The organism is Microbulbifer maximicatervae (SeqCode) (genome assembly GCF_052468095.1).
In genome coordinates, this window is record NZ_CP174332.1 from 4,562,686 (window position 1) to 4,577,646 (window position 14,961).

Annotated in this window: 12 protein-coding genes; 2 read left to right on the top strand and 10 right to left on the bottom strand. The window is 52.7% G+C overall.

Going from position 1 to position 14,961, the window contains the following annotated elements:
• Positions 1 to 18: 18 nt before the first annotated feature.
• The 7 genes from ACJJIL_RS20320 to ACJJIL_RS20350 all read right to left on the bottom strand — a co-directional run bounded on the left by ACJJIL_RS20320 (position 19) and on the right by ACJJIL_RS20350 (position 10,742).
• The gene (locus ACJJIL_RS20320; RefSeq protein ID WP_445360625.1) at positions 19 to 591 is read right to left on the bottom strand and encodes a DUF6515 family protein; all 573 of its coding nucleotides are present in this window, start codon (positions 589 to 591) and stop codon (positions 19 to 21) included.
• A gap of 128 nt (positions 592 to 719) precedes the next feature.
• A complete protein-coding gene (locus ACJJIL_RS20325) occupies positions 720 to 1,976 on the bottom strand; it encodes a PepSY-associated TM helix domain-containing protein (RefSeq protein ID WP_445360626.1) in 1,257 nt (418 codons plus the stop codon).
• A gap of 77 nt (positions 1,977 to 2,053) precedes the next feature.
• A complete protein-coding gene (locus tag ACJJIL_RS20330; RefSeq protein ID WP_445360627.1) occupies positions 2,054 to 4,153 on the bottom strand; it encodes a TonB-dependent siderophore receptor in 2,100 nt (699 codons plus the stop codon).
• A gap of 238 nt (positions 4,154 to 4,391) precedes the next feature.
• Positions 4,392 to 5,510: an efflux RND transporter periplasmic adaptor subunit gene (locus ACJJIL_RS20335; RefSeq protein WP_445360628.1), complete on the bottom strand. Its 1,119-nt coding sequence runs from the start codon at positions 5,508 to 5,510 to the stop codon at positions 4,392 to 4,394.
• Positions 5,507 to 8,602 (bottom strand): efflux RND transporter permease subunit, encoded by a 3,096-nt coding sequence (locus ACJJIL_RS20340; protein ID WP_444912011.1) that lies wholly within the window; start codon positions 8,600 to 8,602, stop codon positions 5,507 to 5,509. Before ACJJIL_RS20340 ends, ACJJIL_RS20335 begins: the two co-directional genes overlap by 4 nt.
• Positions 8,603 to 8,833: 231 nt before the next feature.
• Positions 8,834 to 9,649, bottom strand: a complete 816-nt coding sequence (locus tag ACJJIL_RS20345; protein WP_444940147.1) for a LytR/AlgR family response regulator transcription factor — start codon at positions 9,647 to 9,649, stop codon at positions 8,834 to 8,836.
• A gap of 4 nt (positions 9,650 to 9,653) precedes the next feature.
• A complete protein-coding gene (locus ACJJIL_RS20350; protein WP_445360629.1) occupies positions 9,654 to 10,742 on the bottom strand; it encodes a sensor histidine kinase in 1,089 nt (362 codons plus the stop codon).
• A 121-nt stretch (positions 10,743 to 10,863) separates the two neighbouring features.
• Here ACJJIL_RS20350 and ACJJIL_RS20355 point away from each other — a divergent pair, with 121 nt between their 5' ends.
• Positions 10,864 to 11,334: an EVE domain-containing protein gene (locus tag ACJJIL_RS20355; protein WP_445360630.1), complete on the top strand. Its 471-nt coding sequence runs from the start codon at positions 10,864 to 10,866 to the stop codon at positions 11,332 to 11,334.
• On the opposite strand, the gene ACJJIL_RS20360 is transcribed toward ACJJIL_RS20355, so the two are convergent.
• The 3 genes from ACJJIL_RS20360 to bioD all read right to left on the bottom strand — a co-directional run bounded on the left by ACJJIL_RS20360 (position 11,331) and on the right by bioD (position 14,205).
• A complete protein-coding gene (locus ACJJIL_RS20360; protein WP_413664201.1) occupies positions 11,331 to 11,522 on the bottom strand; it encodes a DUF3094 family protein in 192 nt (63 codons plus the stop codon). The two genes, ACJJIL_RS20355 and ACJJIL_RS20360, sit on opposite strands and share 4 nt — an antisense overlap.
• 109 nt (positions 11,523 to 11,631) lie before the next feature.
• Positions 11,632 to 13,413: an acyl-CoA dehydrogenase C-terminal domain-containing protein gene (locus tag ACJJIL_RS20365; RefSeq protein ID WP_413664200.1), complete on the bottom strand. Its 1,782-nt coding sequence runs from the start codon at positions 13,411 to 13,413 to the stop codon at positions 11,632 to 11,634.
• Between the two features lie 105 nt (positions 13,414 to 13,518).
• Positions 13,519 to 14,205 carry a dethiobiotin synthase gene (gene bioD / locus ACJJIL_RS20370; RefSeq protein WP_444936759.1) on the bottom strand — a complete coding sequence of 229 codons (687 nt, stop codon included), beginning with the start codon at positions 14,203 to 14,205 and terminating at the stop codon, positions 13,519 to 13,521.
• Positions 14,206 to 14,437: 232 nt separating this feature from the next.
• On the opposite strand from bioD, the gene ACJJIL_RS20375 reads away from it, so the two are divergent.
• Complete coding sequence (locus ACJJIL_RS20375) at positions 14,438 to 14,926, top strand: L,D-transpeptidase family protein (protein WP_282934516.1); 489 nt, start codon at positions 14,438 to 14,440, stop codon at positions 14,924 to 14,926.
• The last annotated feature ends 35 nt before the right edge of the window (positions 14,927 to 14,961 follow it).

The window sequence follows — 14,961 nt, forward strand, 5'->3', positions numbered from 1 at the left end:
CTTCCCTGCCCCATGCATTTACCTGAAGCGCCGACTTTGACGCAAACATTTTCTGTATACCTTGCGATATTCACGCATATCCTGCCCGGTTGTTTTACCAGGCTCATCCGTACGGCGCAGCAAATTTGCCGCCCGGGCTTCACAGTAAATATCCCAATCCTTACGATCGACTCGTTTACCCTCTGAGCGGTGCCGCAAATGGCGGGGCGGATAGGCTCGGGGGTATATTTTCTTTTTCGGAGCTAGGGGATTGCGATTAACATGCTGCCAATTGGGAGGGGGCGTGACCACCACATATTGATTGTCCCTGGGGTCTAATAAGAAAAAGGTACCATTACCCGCAAGCATATATTGCTTGTTACCCAAGTTAATGGGGGTTCCAAAAGGTACTCGGGAGACCCGAGCTCCCAGAGGCGGCTCAATCCGGGTATAAGCGTCGGGGCCTTTGCGGTAGAAATAACCATTTTTATAAAAAACTGTCTGGTTATTCACTTCGATAGGCTCAGCTCCGGGAGGCAGGTGGTCCGATCGAACCTGAGACTCCGAAACAGAACAGAAGAATACAAGAAATAGGGTAAGCAGGGATCGCATGGCTAATATCATCAGCAAATTGCAATCCGCTAAGGGTATGGTGCGAACAAGTCATCCCCAAGGCTATCCCAAGCGGTAACTAGAGCGCCATTCAATTGCTCCAATTACCACTGGTCTAACCAATAGATTTATACAGCTGTACTCGACAAGGGAGACCTGCTATCCATACGACTACTGACTGCCACACGACGTTTACGTAACCAGATTAAAACTCCAGTCACACTCAATATCGCAATCACCACCCCCATAATTGAAATCAGTATGCGACCAGGGAGACCGAGGATCCTACCGGAATGCACCGGGAATTGCGCCTGTACAAATAAGTCTGCTGCCGTCCCTTCCCAGGGGGTAAAGTCTCCGAGATATTCGCCGCTGTGGCCATCAAAAAATAGAGCCTTGTGACCAACACCTCCGGCGCCATGCCCTGCGCTGGCATCAAAAAATTCAGCCCGATATATCCCCCACTCCCGGGCATACCATAGGGAATTCAGCGGTTGTTGCCAGCCAATCTGCGCAGCTTGGTTTTCTCCAATCGCGGCTATATCCCGAAAAGACAACGCCGGGGTAATTGGATTGCTGTGATCGTTAGGTGTACGCTCTTCCAAGGGCGACGGAGTCACATCTGATACCAGCGACATCAGGGGAAAAAACACTTCTCGATAGAGATTCAGTGAGAAGGCCGTAAATGCAATTGTCAGCAGCAGCGCCCAGGTCCACAGGCTGAACGCACGATGTAAATCAAATGTGAGCCTGGCACGCCCAGCGCCGGACTTAATCAGCCATGCGGGCTTCCAGCGCTGCCACCAAGTCCGAGATGGCTTTCGGGTGGATTTCTTGCGACGAGGTAAAGTCACCGCTAGCCCCACAAAGCAATCGACTGTCCATACCAGTGCAATAACGCCCAGCAGCCAAATTCCCCAGTGGTCAGTGCCCCAAAATTCAGGAATATGAAAACTGTAATGCAGCTTGTACAAAAACGACATCAGTGTTTCAGTTGTTATCGGCCAGACACGTCCCCATTCGCGCTTACCAACAATTTCCCCACTGGTCGGATCGACAAATACCTGGTTGTAATCCACCGCAAAGAATTGACCGGTAGCGGGGTCAATTCGAGGCTCTACCCAGAAATACTGGGTATGCCCAGGCTCCTGTACTAATTCAAAATAGGATATTTGGACTTGCGGCAAGGACTCTTCAAGCCGTTCTGCCAACTCGATAGAGGCTAAGGGTTCGCCGCTGGAAGTAGTTTTATATAAGTGGGGATTGAGCCACTCATCCAGTTCGTGATCCCAGGAGATAATAGCGCCGGTTAGCCCGGTGACTATCAGGAAGACCGCAGTAGCAAGCCCCAGGTAACGATGTAAAAGAACCAGGGTTTGACGCATAACATTTACCTAAAACTAAAAAACAGAAAACCCGGCACAAGTACCGGGTTAAACTGCAACGGAGTTAACTAGGCGCCTTAGTAGCGCCAGCTCACACTCAACTGTGCCTGACGCGGAGCGCCGTAATAGCCCTGGGTCCAATAGAGGCTGTTGATATATTTCTCGTTGGTCAGGTTATCAATATTGAGGCCAACCGTTAAAGCATCAGAAATATCGTACTTGGCAAAGGCGCTGAGCAACGCATAGCTATCCTGCTCTACACGAACACCCTCGGCAGGCTCAGTGTAAATATCATCCTGCCAATTGATACCGCCGCCGAACTTCAAGCCTTGAACTTGAGGTAAATCGTAAGCCACGGCCACCTTCAGGGTGTTGCGCGGAATATAAGTGCGATCTTCCTCACCGTCTTTATTGACTACTTCACTTAAGTGGGTAAAGCCAAAGCTGATATTGAAATTCTCGGTAATTGAACCGATTAGCTCCAGCTCAACGCCCTTTGTAGTGAAATCACCACTCTCGTAAACATTCTTTCCATCAACCTTATCTAGGTATTCACCGAGATTATTCAGGTTGGATTCAAATAGCCCAACACTAGCCGTTGCTTGTCCACCCGCAAGGGAGTACTTAAACCCCACCTCGGAACTGTCTCCCTCTGCGGCGCCCAGTGGTTTAAATTCAGGGTTAACCCAAGACTGCGGGGTAAAGACTTCAGTATAGCTACCGTAGAATGAGAAACTATCGTTCAAATCAAAAGTGGCCCCTACATAGGGAACAGTTTCATCCGCCGAAGTGTCAGCATCAACACCATAATTGTAGCCGGATTGTTCCACTTCCATTTTACGCGCGCCGGCCAATAAAGACAGACTGTCGGTAATATTCAAACGAGTGGCAAAGTACAGGGACTTGTGTTCTTGATCGTCTTCGTGGCCATCTTTATAAGGATCAAAATCAACAAAGTCAGGCCGCGCCGTTGTGCCATTTGCCCAGTCACTGCCAAGAACCGGATAACCGTCGGAGTAGCTGTAGAAAGACTGGCCGGTTAGTTCGATATCCGCATAGTTGGCTCCCACCACCAACTCGTGATCGCGGCCGAACAAATTGTAAGTTCCTGACAGGAACACATCGGCAATCTTTTGCTTTTCATCCAACTTATAGCCAAACGCATAACCATGTAAACCCAGTTCGGTTTCTCTGTCTGGAGTACCGTAGACATACATCTCCTCGACATCCATATCGATTTCATTCTGGGTCAGTAATGCAGTGACGGACCAGTTTGCGGAAAGATCCTGCTTCAGTTCAACAAAAGTCTGGGTTCTGTCTACATTGCGGAAAGCCCAGTCCGGTGCCGTGCTTGTGGAATTATCGTAATCGGTAGCGCTGCCATTGGTATAGAAAAGTGGCAGGGCACCAGACATGCTGCCATCGGCTTCACTGCGATTTTGGCTGTGGCCTAAGGTCAGGGTGGTGGAGTCAGTCAAATCTGCTTCCACAATACCGTAGTAGACACTGCCGTCAGTTTCGTAGCGGTCAAGATAAGAGTCAGCCTGATCCTCTGCAACCACCAACCGTCCTCGGACGTTATCGCTGATAGAACCTGAGATATCTCCCTGGGTGCGCAAACGTCCCTCTTCACCGGCAACCAGATCTACACCTGCCTTGAACTCTTCTGTCGGACGCTTACGGATAAAGTTAACCGTCGCGGAGGGGTTAGCCAGACCTGTGGTCAGAGCTGCTGCGCCCTTCACCACTTCAACCTGATCAAATATCGCTGTGTCTTGATGCCCATGGGATAAACCAGAGGAAAAGGGAACACCGATACCATCGTATTGGAAGTTCACAATATCAAAGCCGCGAGCAGTGTAATAAGTACGATCCGTCTCTACGTTCTCTACGGTTACCCCAGGGGTATATTTCAGCAGCTCATTAATATCCTGTAGGGCAAAGTCCTGGATTTGAGCTTGGGATATAGTTGTTACCGTTTGCGGAGTATCGTAAACAGATAGGCTTAGGCGAGAGGCAGTACTGGTCTCTTCCTGCTCTCCGTAGACACTGACTTCTTCCATGGTTTCAGCAGTTTCGCTTTCAGCAGACCAAGCAGAACTTCCCAGCGGGGCGAGCACGGCGGCAGCAATCCAGGCTGACAGCGCTTTTTTCTTCATTAAGCCGTTAATTTTCATCGGCTAAAACCTCATTCCAAATCAGTGAACGGTGCAGGGGCACCATAAACGGAGCGGATGATATTTGAAGAAATATACGTCAGTCAATGCGAATGATTATTATTTAGTCTATGTACCCACAAATAGTTTGGATGGGGAGGGAACATCATTGCTTGGTGAAAGATTAGGAGGGCCAGGGCGATCACAAGCAGCGAGTCACCCTGTATTTGATCAGAAGGCCTTCAGGAAAAATCAGGAATTAGCCACTGCCCGCCTGTAATGGCTCTTTATCTCGCACCACTTCCGACAGCACTTTAACTTCCTGTCCAGGCTGCAAGCGCTCAGCACCACGCACTATCACACGATCGCCCTTGGTGAGATCACCGCTTACCGACACCCATTCACCATCGCCACTGCCGATACGCACAGATAATCGCTCTGCCTTATCCCCCTCGCCCACTCGATATACGAAGGTATCGCCATTTCTTAAAACCAAGGCATCCCTTGGCACAGACATGGTGGCCTGCGCCTGCGCAATGGGCACAGAGACCTGTACCGGCATACCGACAATCCAGTCCCACTGCTCCGGCGCACTCTGTGGCAAAGTTACCATCAGCTTAACTCGCCGGGAGCGATCGCTGGCCACAGGCACAAATTGACGTACCCGGCCGCTAAATAATTGATCATCCACCCGTGCCTCTCCCGGCAGAGAGACAGAATCACTGCGCAGCGCCACTGTGTCACCGATGCGAATCAGCGGCAGAGCCGTCAAGGGAATATCCGCCTCCACTTCCATCTGTGACATATCCAGGGCTCGCAGTAATTCCGAACCGGTGCGCACATATTCTCCCGCCTGTAATTCGCGGCTCACCACTAAAGTATCAAAGGGTGCATCAATGGCTGTTTTAGATAATTCATAGGCCCGTCGGTCGCGCTCAATTTGAGCCGCAATCAGGTCCTGAGCCATTGCCTCGCGCTCAGCCTGCTGCTCTTCCAATGCGGCTCGGGAGGTACTATTGGTTTCCGCCAACTTACTCAGTCGATTTAACTGAGCATCCATATAGGTCAACCGCGCACGCAATTGTGCGATACGGCTGTCACTGTTGCGCAGCTGTAATCGCCAATGAGTACTGTCCAGCTCGGCCAGGCGCTCACCCTTTTTAATAAAGCTGCCAGGTTCAGCAACAAATTCCAACACACCATCCAGTTCAGAAGAAACCAGGATATCTCGTCGGCTCACCACCTCACCTGCAGACCACTGGCTCGGAGCAATTTCCCGAACTTGGGCCCGATCCACCAATACCGCAATAGGATCGCCCTGTGCCCAAACGCCATTGGCACTCAGAGATAAAACGATACCTGCGAGTAATTTTTTCATTGTGAACTCCTCAGGGCAAACCTTTCGCGCATAGCCGTAAATTTGGGTAGCGGCAGGCTGCCGGTTTGCAGTAATGCCGGCAACAAAACCAGGGTAAAGAGCGTGCTCACTGCCATGCCGCCCACAATCACTGCGGCCAGGCCGCGGTAAATAACACTGCCCTCACCGGGAGCAACCAACAGTGGCAACATGCCAAACACGCTGGTCAGGGTACTCATAAAAATAGGGCGCAAACGCAGGCGCAAGGCCTGCTCTACAGCGTCGACCCGAGTGCTACCCGCCATTTCTGCCGCTCGCGTCTGGTGTACCAGCAAAATAGCATTATTCACCACCAGGCCTAGCAATATCACAAAGCCAATCATGGTGAGCAGATCCAGTGGTTGGAAATCGATCAAGTTTAAAATTTGTAGCGCCAACACGCCGCCCACTGTCGCTAAGGGTACGGTGAGCAATACCAGAGAGGCATCCCGCAAGGAGCGGAACAGTGCACTCATCAGCAGGAATAAAATTAGCAGCGCTAACAGGAAATTCTTGGAAAGCGAGGCCAACGCCTTATCCAGGTCACTGGCATTTCCTCCCACTAAAATACTCCCGTCAGCGGGCAGAGCTTCGCGAATCTTCGGCAATACATCCGCCTCCAGCTGTGCGCGCACCTCTTCAAGGGACACATCTTCCGGCGGTACTATATTCAGTGTAATAGTGCGCCGACCATCGACCCGGCGCAAACTGCCCGGCCCCACAGTCCGCTCCACACTGGCCAGTTGACTGAGCGGCACCACTTCCCCACGGGGCGTTACCAACGGCGTATTTTGCAGTTGTTCGGGAGTACTCCAGGGCTGCGCTTTAAAAATAATATCCAGGCGCTTTTCACCGTCAAAATACTCGCCGACATAGAGACCATTGCCCAGCGTTCGAACCAGTCCGCCCATATCCTGGCGATTCCAGCCCTGCTCCAGCATTGCGCGATCATTGGGGCGCACTGTCAATTCAGGTTCTGATAAAGATAAGCCTGGGTTGGTCTGCACCGGCGTTCCCGGCATCACCTCTTCAACAACCTCAACCCCAAGGGCAGCCGCACGCATCAATGCTTCGGCATCACGGGATTGCAGATGTAAAGCAATATTGCGGTCACCACCGAATTGGCCAAACAGATTACCCCGTGCAGCAAACCCCTGGAAATCAGGAATATCCACCAGGATTTCTTCCCGCAGGATTCTCTCCATCTCCTTGGCTTGATCCATATCCTTAACCCGCACTCCCATAGTGCCGCCATTGGGCCAGGTGATCACGTAGTAGTTCTTCAGGGCTGGTTCGCGCTCACCACTCATGTAGGGTGCCATGCGCTTATCCAACTCGTTGACGATTTCTGTTTCTAAAGTTTTGGTATTAGTGGATGCGGGGAAATTCATCCACACATCGACTGCATCCCTTTTTACCGGCGGTAAATAATCCAGGTTTGGTAAGAATAAATAAGTCGCAACCATGGGCATTAATAAAAGCCCCCCGATCACCTGCCAACGGCGGGTCCTGGTACTCGTCAAAGCCATTACCCGCGCAGTTATTTTTTCCCACACTCGGGAGAGGCGGTCTTCAGTAGAGATAGAGGGTAGCCACAGACGCGCAGCCAGGGGAACCACAGCCACCGCAACCAACAGGGAAAACACCACAGCCACAGCAATAGTCAGGGCCAGGTCACCGAAGACCTGCCCTTCGACACTGTTAAGGAAAAATACCGGAAGGAATATCGCAACGGTTGTCGCAGTACTGGCCAACAGTGCACCCCACACCTGGCCTGCACCCTGCTCCGCAGCCTCCTCGGCCCCCCGACCTTTTTCTCTCAGGCGCACAATATTCTCCAACACTACGATCGCAGCATCGAGCACCATACCGGTGGCAAAGGCCAGTCCCGCCAGAGAAATTACATTCACACTGCGGCCTGCGGCCGACAGCACCACAAAGGTCGAAAGTAATGAAATTGGAATCGCTGCGGCAACGATCAAGGTCGCACGCATGCGTCGCATAAACCACCAGAGCACTCCGACAGCTAATACGATACCCAAAATCATATTACCGCCGAGCAAGTTTAAAGCCCGATAAACAAATACCGATGCATCAAATGATTGCACCAGCACAAGCTGCTCAGCTTTCAATTTAGTTTCATTCAGCTCAGCGACTTTTTGCTTAACCCGCTCCAAAGTAGCCAGCATATTGGCATTGTTGGTACGGTTAATACGGAGAGAAACTGCCGGGTTGCCATTCTGCGTGGTGACACCGCGGGATTCTGAAGGCCCCACCTTGACCTCAGCAATATCGCCCAGGCGCACCGGCTGTCCATTGCGCCATTCCAACACTAATTCGGATAAGTCTTTGGGTTCATACTCGCCGACAAAGCGCAGGGTATAGCGACGCCGCCCCACGTCGGTAAATCCGCCGGAGACATCCCTGGCAGACGCCAGCTGCCGACTCACTGTAGGCAGCTCTACTCCCAGTTCAGCAGCTTTCCAGGGATCAAAAATAATCTGTAACTCTTCCTGTGCCGCACTCCCAGACTGGGCCTGGACACTGGCAACCCCGGGCACCGACTCCAACTCCGGGCGCAGTACATCTTCGATCAGGCCAGCGTAGTCATCCAGGTTATTCTGGTTATCAGGTAATTTTTGCAGAAAGAAATAGGTCAGTGCTGTGGCATCGCCACCCCAGCCACCCAGCATTACTCGCGGTGGCTCCGCATCCCGGGGCAATGGCGGCAGGCTGCTCATACGACTGATAACATCAATCAGCACCTTGTTCATATCGGTGCCCATGGCAAATTCCAGATTTGCCCAGGCGCCACCGCGACCGGCGTTGACTTGCATCATTTCCAGACCGGTGAGGCCCTGTAATACGGATTCGATGGGCTCGACAATTTCCGCCTCCACCTCTTTCGGTGCGGCCGCTCTCCAGCCCGCCTGGATAGCGATACGAGGATTGTCGATATCGGGGAAAAGTTGAACCGGCAGCTGGCTGGCGAGGAAAGCTCCAAGCAGAACAGCCATAACCACTGCGACCCCCGCAGCAGCGGGATTTTTTAAAGCGGCGCGTGTTAATGCCATTACTTCAGCCCCAGTTTTTTATTGGGATTGAAGGCTAGCGGAATATGAATTCCTTACAAGGCAGTTGCGACTAGTTGCCAGGAAAATTCGATCAGGCCATGAAGAGCCCGTTTATTCGCCGGAAAGAAAATAAAAATTCACAAAATGAAATCCATGCCTTAAGAGGCAGCGTTACAGTGGAAAACCCATCTGCTTTGCTGCCTCACCTGAGAGCCATAAAAAATTTATGGATCAGAGGAAGTGCTGGACTTTATTTTTATAGCTGCGGCTCATTTTTAAACATTCGCCGCTATCTAACACCAGATGGTATTCACCATTAATATGGGCACGTATTTCCCTTACCCGACTTAAATTGACGATTGTTGACCGATGTATGCGCTGGAAAAGTTTCGGGTCCAACTGCTGCTCCAGTTCTTTCATGGTGATACGCATCACATGGGTCTCACCCCGAGCGTGCACACACATATAATCACCGGCAGCATCGATCCAGTCGATTTCACTGGAGGGCACCAAAGTTATTTTGCCCGCATCTTTCACTGCAATTTTGTCCGGATAGGCACTGCCGGCAAATTGTCCGCTAACCAGCTTCTGCTCCAGCACCTCAGGGGATTCCTTGGTCAAATCGGCAACAGCTTCGAGTAATTGCTCTCGTTGGTTAGCGATATCAGCGTTGGCTCTCTGTTCCCTGACTCGGGTAAGAGCCAACTCCAAGCGCTCTTCTTCGATGGGTTTTAATACGTAGTCCACCGCATTGATTTCAAAAGCCTCTACCGCATACTGGTCGTAGGCCGTGACAAATACCACATGAGGCAGAGAGTCCAACGGAATCAACTGAACCAGTTGCAAACCGTTTACGCCGGGCATCTGGATATCCACAAATGCTACATCGGGCCTCAGCTCCAGTATTTTCTCCAACGCATCGCGACCATTGCCGCTCTCTGCAACCACCTCGATATCAGCCATCCGCTCCAGGCGCAGTCGCAAGCCGCGACGAGCCAGGGGTTCATCATCGACAACGATCGCCCTCAGGATCTCTACTCCACTCATTTCTTTATTCCTGTTCAAAGGGAATACGAATATTTACCGACAAGCCCCCTTCCGGACGGTTGCGGAAACGCACTCTCTGGTCATCGCCATAAAGGGCCTTAAGGCGCTCACAGGTATTGCGAATGCCCACTCCGTAGCCTTTGCCAATCAGGCGCAGCTCCTCTTCCGACATACCGGGGCCGTTATCGCTGACCTCCAGTAACAGTTCGCCGGCGAAAACCCGTGACTTGATGCCAATCTCACCGCCCCACTCCAGTTGTGCAATCCCGTATTTGATCGCGTTTTCAACCAATGGTTGCAACAACAGGCTCGGCACCAGGGCCTGGGGGGACTCCCCCTGTAAATCCAGATTCACCCCTAAGCGATCGGCGAAGCGCACCTTTTCAATGTCCAAGTACAGCATCAGCGCCTCAACCTCCTTCGCCAGGGTGACCTTCTGCATGGGGTCATTATCCAGGGAATGGCGCAGGAATTGAGACAGGCGTGTCACCATATTGTTGGCCGTGCGCCCGTCATTATCGAGGATCAAGGTGGAGATTGCGTTGAGTGTGTTAAACAGGAAGTGAGGATTCAACTGGTAACGCAGCATTTTTAATTGAGCCTGATGCGCCATTGATTCCGCCCGCAACGCCTTCTCCTGCTGCGCCTGAGAGGAGCGGTAATACTTGATGCCGTAATAGAGCGCCGCCCAGGTCATCAGAATCAGAAATGAATAGGTGAACCAATAGATGGCCAGGAGTGCCGGGTGCTCATCACCATCGTGACCATACAGCCACAGAGAGCCGCTGAATTTTATTGCCGCCCAAATCACCGCCGCCATCACTACCAGCAATAAAGAACCTATTAATCGCAGCGCTGGAGGCTTACTCCACAGGCGGTGAAAACCCAAACGCATGCTCTCGCTGAGAACAACTCCCGAAGTAGTGGCAACTATGATGTAGCCAGAGTGAATCCAGTGATCATTCACCCAGAAAAAACTGCCTACAAAGGTCAACAGCGTATAGCCCCCCCAACCAGAGAGCTGCAGGGCCCAGTACTGTGAGCGACGACTGGCCAGCTTCTGTGAGAGCCACTGAAGTGTTTTGCTTCCCATAATCTCCCGCTTATTGGGTAAAAATCTATGCGCCGATTTGACACTAATCGGCAGCTTCATACTAAATGGCGTCGAAAGCCGGCGAAACACCAACCGGCGCAGCAAAGAGACAAACTGCCGCATGACCTACTGGTTATTTAAATCTGAGCCCGATGAATACAGCCTCCAGGACCTCGCTGCCGAATCCAGCGGTTGCGGTCGCTGGGATGGTATCCGCAATTACCAGGCACGCAATTTTTTGCGCGATAAGGTGAAGGAAGGAGATGGCGTGCTGTTTTATCACAGTGCCTGTAAGGTGCCGGCAGTTGTGGGCACCGCCGAAGTGGTTCGCTCTGCCTACCCCGATCCGGCCCAGTTCGACCCGGAAAGCAAGTACTTTGACCCCAAGGCCAGCGAGGATAAACCGCGCTGGTACTGCGTGGATATTCGCTGGCGAAGTGAGTTCCAACGGCCGGTGCCCCTCGCAGAAATCAAGGGCATCTCCCAATTGGCTGAGATGGTGCTGGTAAAACAGGGCCGCCTGTCTATCCAGCCAGTTTCCGGTGACGAATGGCAGCTACTCCAGCACTTGGGAAGCTCCACGCCGTGCTAAACGATACCTTTTGTCTGGGCGATATACAGGCTCAGTAACGATAGCAGGGTCAATAACGCTAACAAGCCGAGTAATAGTACCCAGGGGCGGAAAGGCTTGCGTTCGACACTGTTGATGCCGGACTGCAGGTATTTATCGACCTTGGCTTGGTCTTCATCGGAGAGTTTCTTTTCAGAGGGATCTAACATGGGCACTTTCGCTCGTTATTTTTGTGCCCTGAGTTTAGGAGAAAGCTTTCTACAGCTCCACAAAAAAGCCCCGCAATGCGGGGCTTTTTAACACTTTCGCAGGGAGCTGTTAGAACAGCTCCTCCTCCAAGTCCATCAAGCTAGCGCTACCTGCGTTGACACTGCCGGCCAATGCCTGGGTGCGTGGCAACAGGCGAGCAAAGTAGAAGCGCGCTGTCTTTATCTGGCCGTTGTAGAAGCTATCCGCTTCCGCTTTCGGCAGCGCCGCAGACACAATTTTCGCCCACATAAAGGCGTAAGCGACGTAGCCGAACAGGTGCAGGTACTCTACAGAGGCCGCACCCGGTGCGTGGGGGTCTTGCTGAGTGGCGGCAACCATATTCTCAGTTGCTTCACGCAGGCGTTGCATCTCAGCGATGAGCGGCTGGATAAACTCTGCCATTTCCTCGCGATCAATCTGGGCATCGATAAAGCCCTGTACATCTGCAGCAAACAATTCGAATAGAGCACCACCAGTGGCTACAGTCTTGCGGCCCACCAGATCCAGAGCCTGGATACCATTGGTTCCTTCATAGATCTGGGTAATACGCACATCGCGCACCAACTGTTCCTGGCCCCATTCGCGGATATAACCGTGGCCACCGAAGACCTGCTGACCGAGGATGGTGCAATCCAATCCCATATCGGTAGTAAAGGCTTTGGCTACCGGGGTCAGCAAGGCAACCATATTCTCCGCGTTCTTTTTCTCTTCACCCTCGCCGAACTTGGAAATATCCAACCACTTGGCCACGTAAGTGGACAGGGCGCGGCCGCCGTTGACCAAGGCTTTTTGGGTGAGCAGCATGCGGCGCACATCCGGGTGCACAATGATGGGGTCTGCGGCTTTCTCCGGCTGCTTGGCGCCCGCTGGAGAGCGGCTCTGGATACGGTCGCGAGCGTATTCGACAGCATTTTGATAGGAGCGATCTGAGGCGCCGAGGCCCTGGATACCCACACCCAGGCGCTCGTAGTTCATCATGGTGAACATGGCCGCGAGTCCTTTGTTCTCCTCTCCGACCAGCCAGCCTTGGGCACCGTCGAAGTTCATCGCACAGGTAGCGGAGGCCTTGATACCCATTTTGTGCTCGATCGAGCCACAGTTCACATCGTTGTGTTCGCCAATGCTGTTGTCTTCGTTCACCTTGTATTTGGGCACCAGGAACAGCGAGATGCCTCTCGGTCCCTTGGGTGCGTCTGGCAACTTTGCCAATACCAGGTGGATAATATTTTCGGACAGATCCTGGTCACCGCCGGTGATAAAGATCTTGCTGCCGCTAATGCTAAAGCTGCCATCGCCACGGGGCTCGGCCTTGGTGCGGATAATACCCAGGTCTGTACCGGCGTGAGGCTCGGTAAGGCCCATGGCACCAGCCCAGGTTCCCTCGTACATCTTGGGCAGGTATTTTTCTTTCAGCGCATCACTGGCGTGGGCATCAATTGCCAGGCAGGCGCCGTTAGTCAGAACCGGGTAGAGTGCAAAAGAGATATTTGAAGCATTGATCATCTCCTCAACCTGAGCGCCCAGCATCTTCGGCATCCCCATGCCGCCATATTCCGGGTTGCCCAGCAGTCCACCCCAACCGCCTTCACAGAAGGTGGCATAGGCTTCTTTAAAGCCTTTCGGCGTGGTCACCACACCGTCATTCCACTGGCAACCCTCTTCGTCGCCAGTGCGATTGATCGGATCCAGGGTGTTGGCAGCCAGCTTGGCCATCTCTTCGAGAATCGCATCTGCGGTCTCACGATCTACCGCTCCAGCCAACCCGGGCAATTCCGCCCAGAGTTTTTCCGCAGCAAATACCTCGTGAAGTAGGAAGTTCATCTCCCTTAGTGGCGCCTTATAGTCGGCCATGCTCCCGGTCCTCATTCAAGTGTTTCAAACGCTCGTTTGAATCTAGGGCCGAAGCGTCCCAATGTCAACAGTCTCGGGCCCTTGCGAGCCCGACAACTGCAGCGATCAGTGAGGTAGAAGCGGAGTTATATCCAGATATTGCGCACCATTGCGATAGTCCGCAGCGGTGTCGAATGGAAGGGTACCTAGCAGGGGGGCGGGCAATAGGGCCTTCAATGTCTGCAGATTCTCATCGGCTCGAGCCATCCCATCGCGGGCGAAATTAGCTACCCAACCCGCCAGCGGCAGACCGTCGCGACGGATCGCTTCAGCGGTGAGCAGTGCGTGGTTGATACAACCGAGCTGCATACCCACCACCAGTATCACCGGTAAATTCAGCTCCCGAGGCAATTGTGAAAGGAAGCTTCTTGGGCCCAACGGGGTGCGCCAGCCACCAGCACCTTCAATCAAAACCAGGTCGGCCCCTGCAGACATCACTCCCCGGCAGACGCCAGCCATCCGCGCAACATTTAACTGCTTACCCACCTCTGCGGCCGCTATATGCGGAGCAATAGCGGGCTCCAGGGCAAAAGGGTTTACTTGCTGATAAGGCAGCTTCAGAGTCATCGCTTCCTGGAGCAAAAGGGCATCTTCATTGCGCAGGCCATCATCCGTGTGCTCACATCCAGACGCCACAGGCTTCACTGCCGCCGTTTGCAAGCCTGCCTCCGCCGCTGCCGATAACAGTGCGGCGCTCACATATGTCTTGCCGACCTCGGTGTCAGTACCGGCGATAAAATAGGTTTTTGCCAAGGCCTAACCCCCTCCTCCAATAAAAGTTAACTTTTTTCATGACGTGACTTTTCACGCCACTTAGATGGTGATAAATTAACCCGGTAGCGCAAATTTTAAACAAAACAGGCCGTGCATCGATAAGAAGGCACGGGGTTGCGCTCACACAATAACCCCCTTTTAAAGGGGACAGACAGCAGGGATGCGGTGTCATTGCGAAATAACCGACAACTACCCGAACTGCTTAAAGACCATGCGATACCTGACCTTTGCCCTGCTCCTGCTGGTGCCAATCTTTGCTTCAGCGAAAGTTGATCCCGTTGACCACGTCGTAGTTTATAAGTCCAAGAAACTCATGCAGCTGATACGGGACGGCCGTGTCGTGAAAAGCTATACCGTGTCTTTTGGCGATAACCCCAGGGGACACAAGGTTCGCCAGGGGGACGAGCGCACCCCTGAAGGCCGCTACACACTGGACTGGAAGAATCCCAACAGCCGCTTTTATCGTTCAATCCACGTGTCCTATCCCAACAAGCAGGACCGTGCACGGGCAGCCAAAATGGGGGTCAGTCCCGGCGGTGACATTATGATCCACGGTATCAAGCCCCAGTGGTCCTACATGGAAAGGCACCTGCGCCGCACCAACTGGACCGATGGTTGTATCGCGGTGGCCTCCAACCGTGAAATGGACGAAATCTGGGCTCTGGTGAAGACGCCAATCCCTATCGACATCTACCCCTGATCTCTTCAATCTTGCACCCGGCTCCCTGCGTTGCG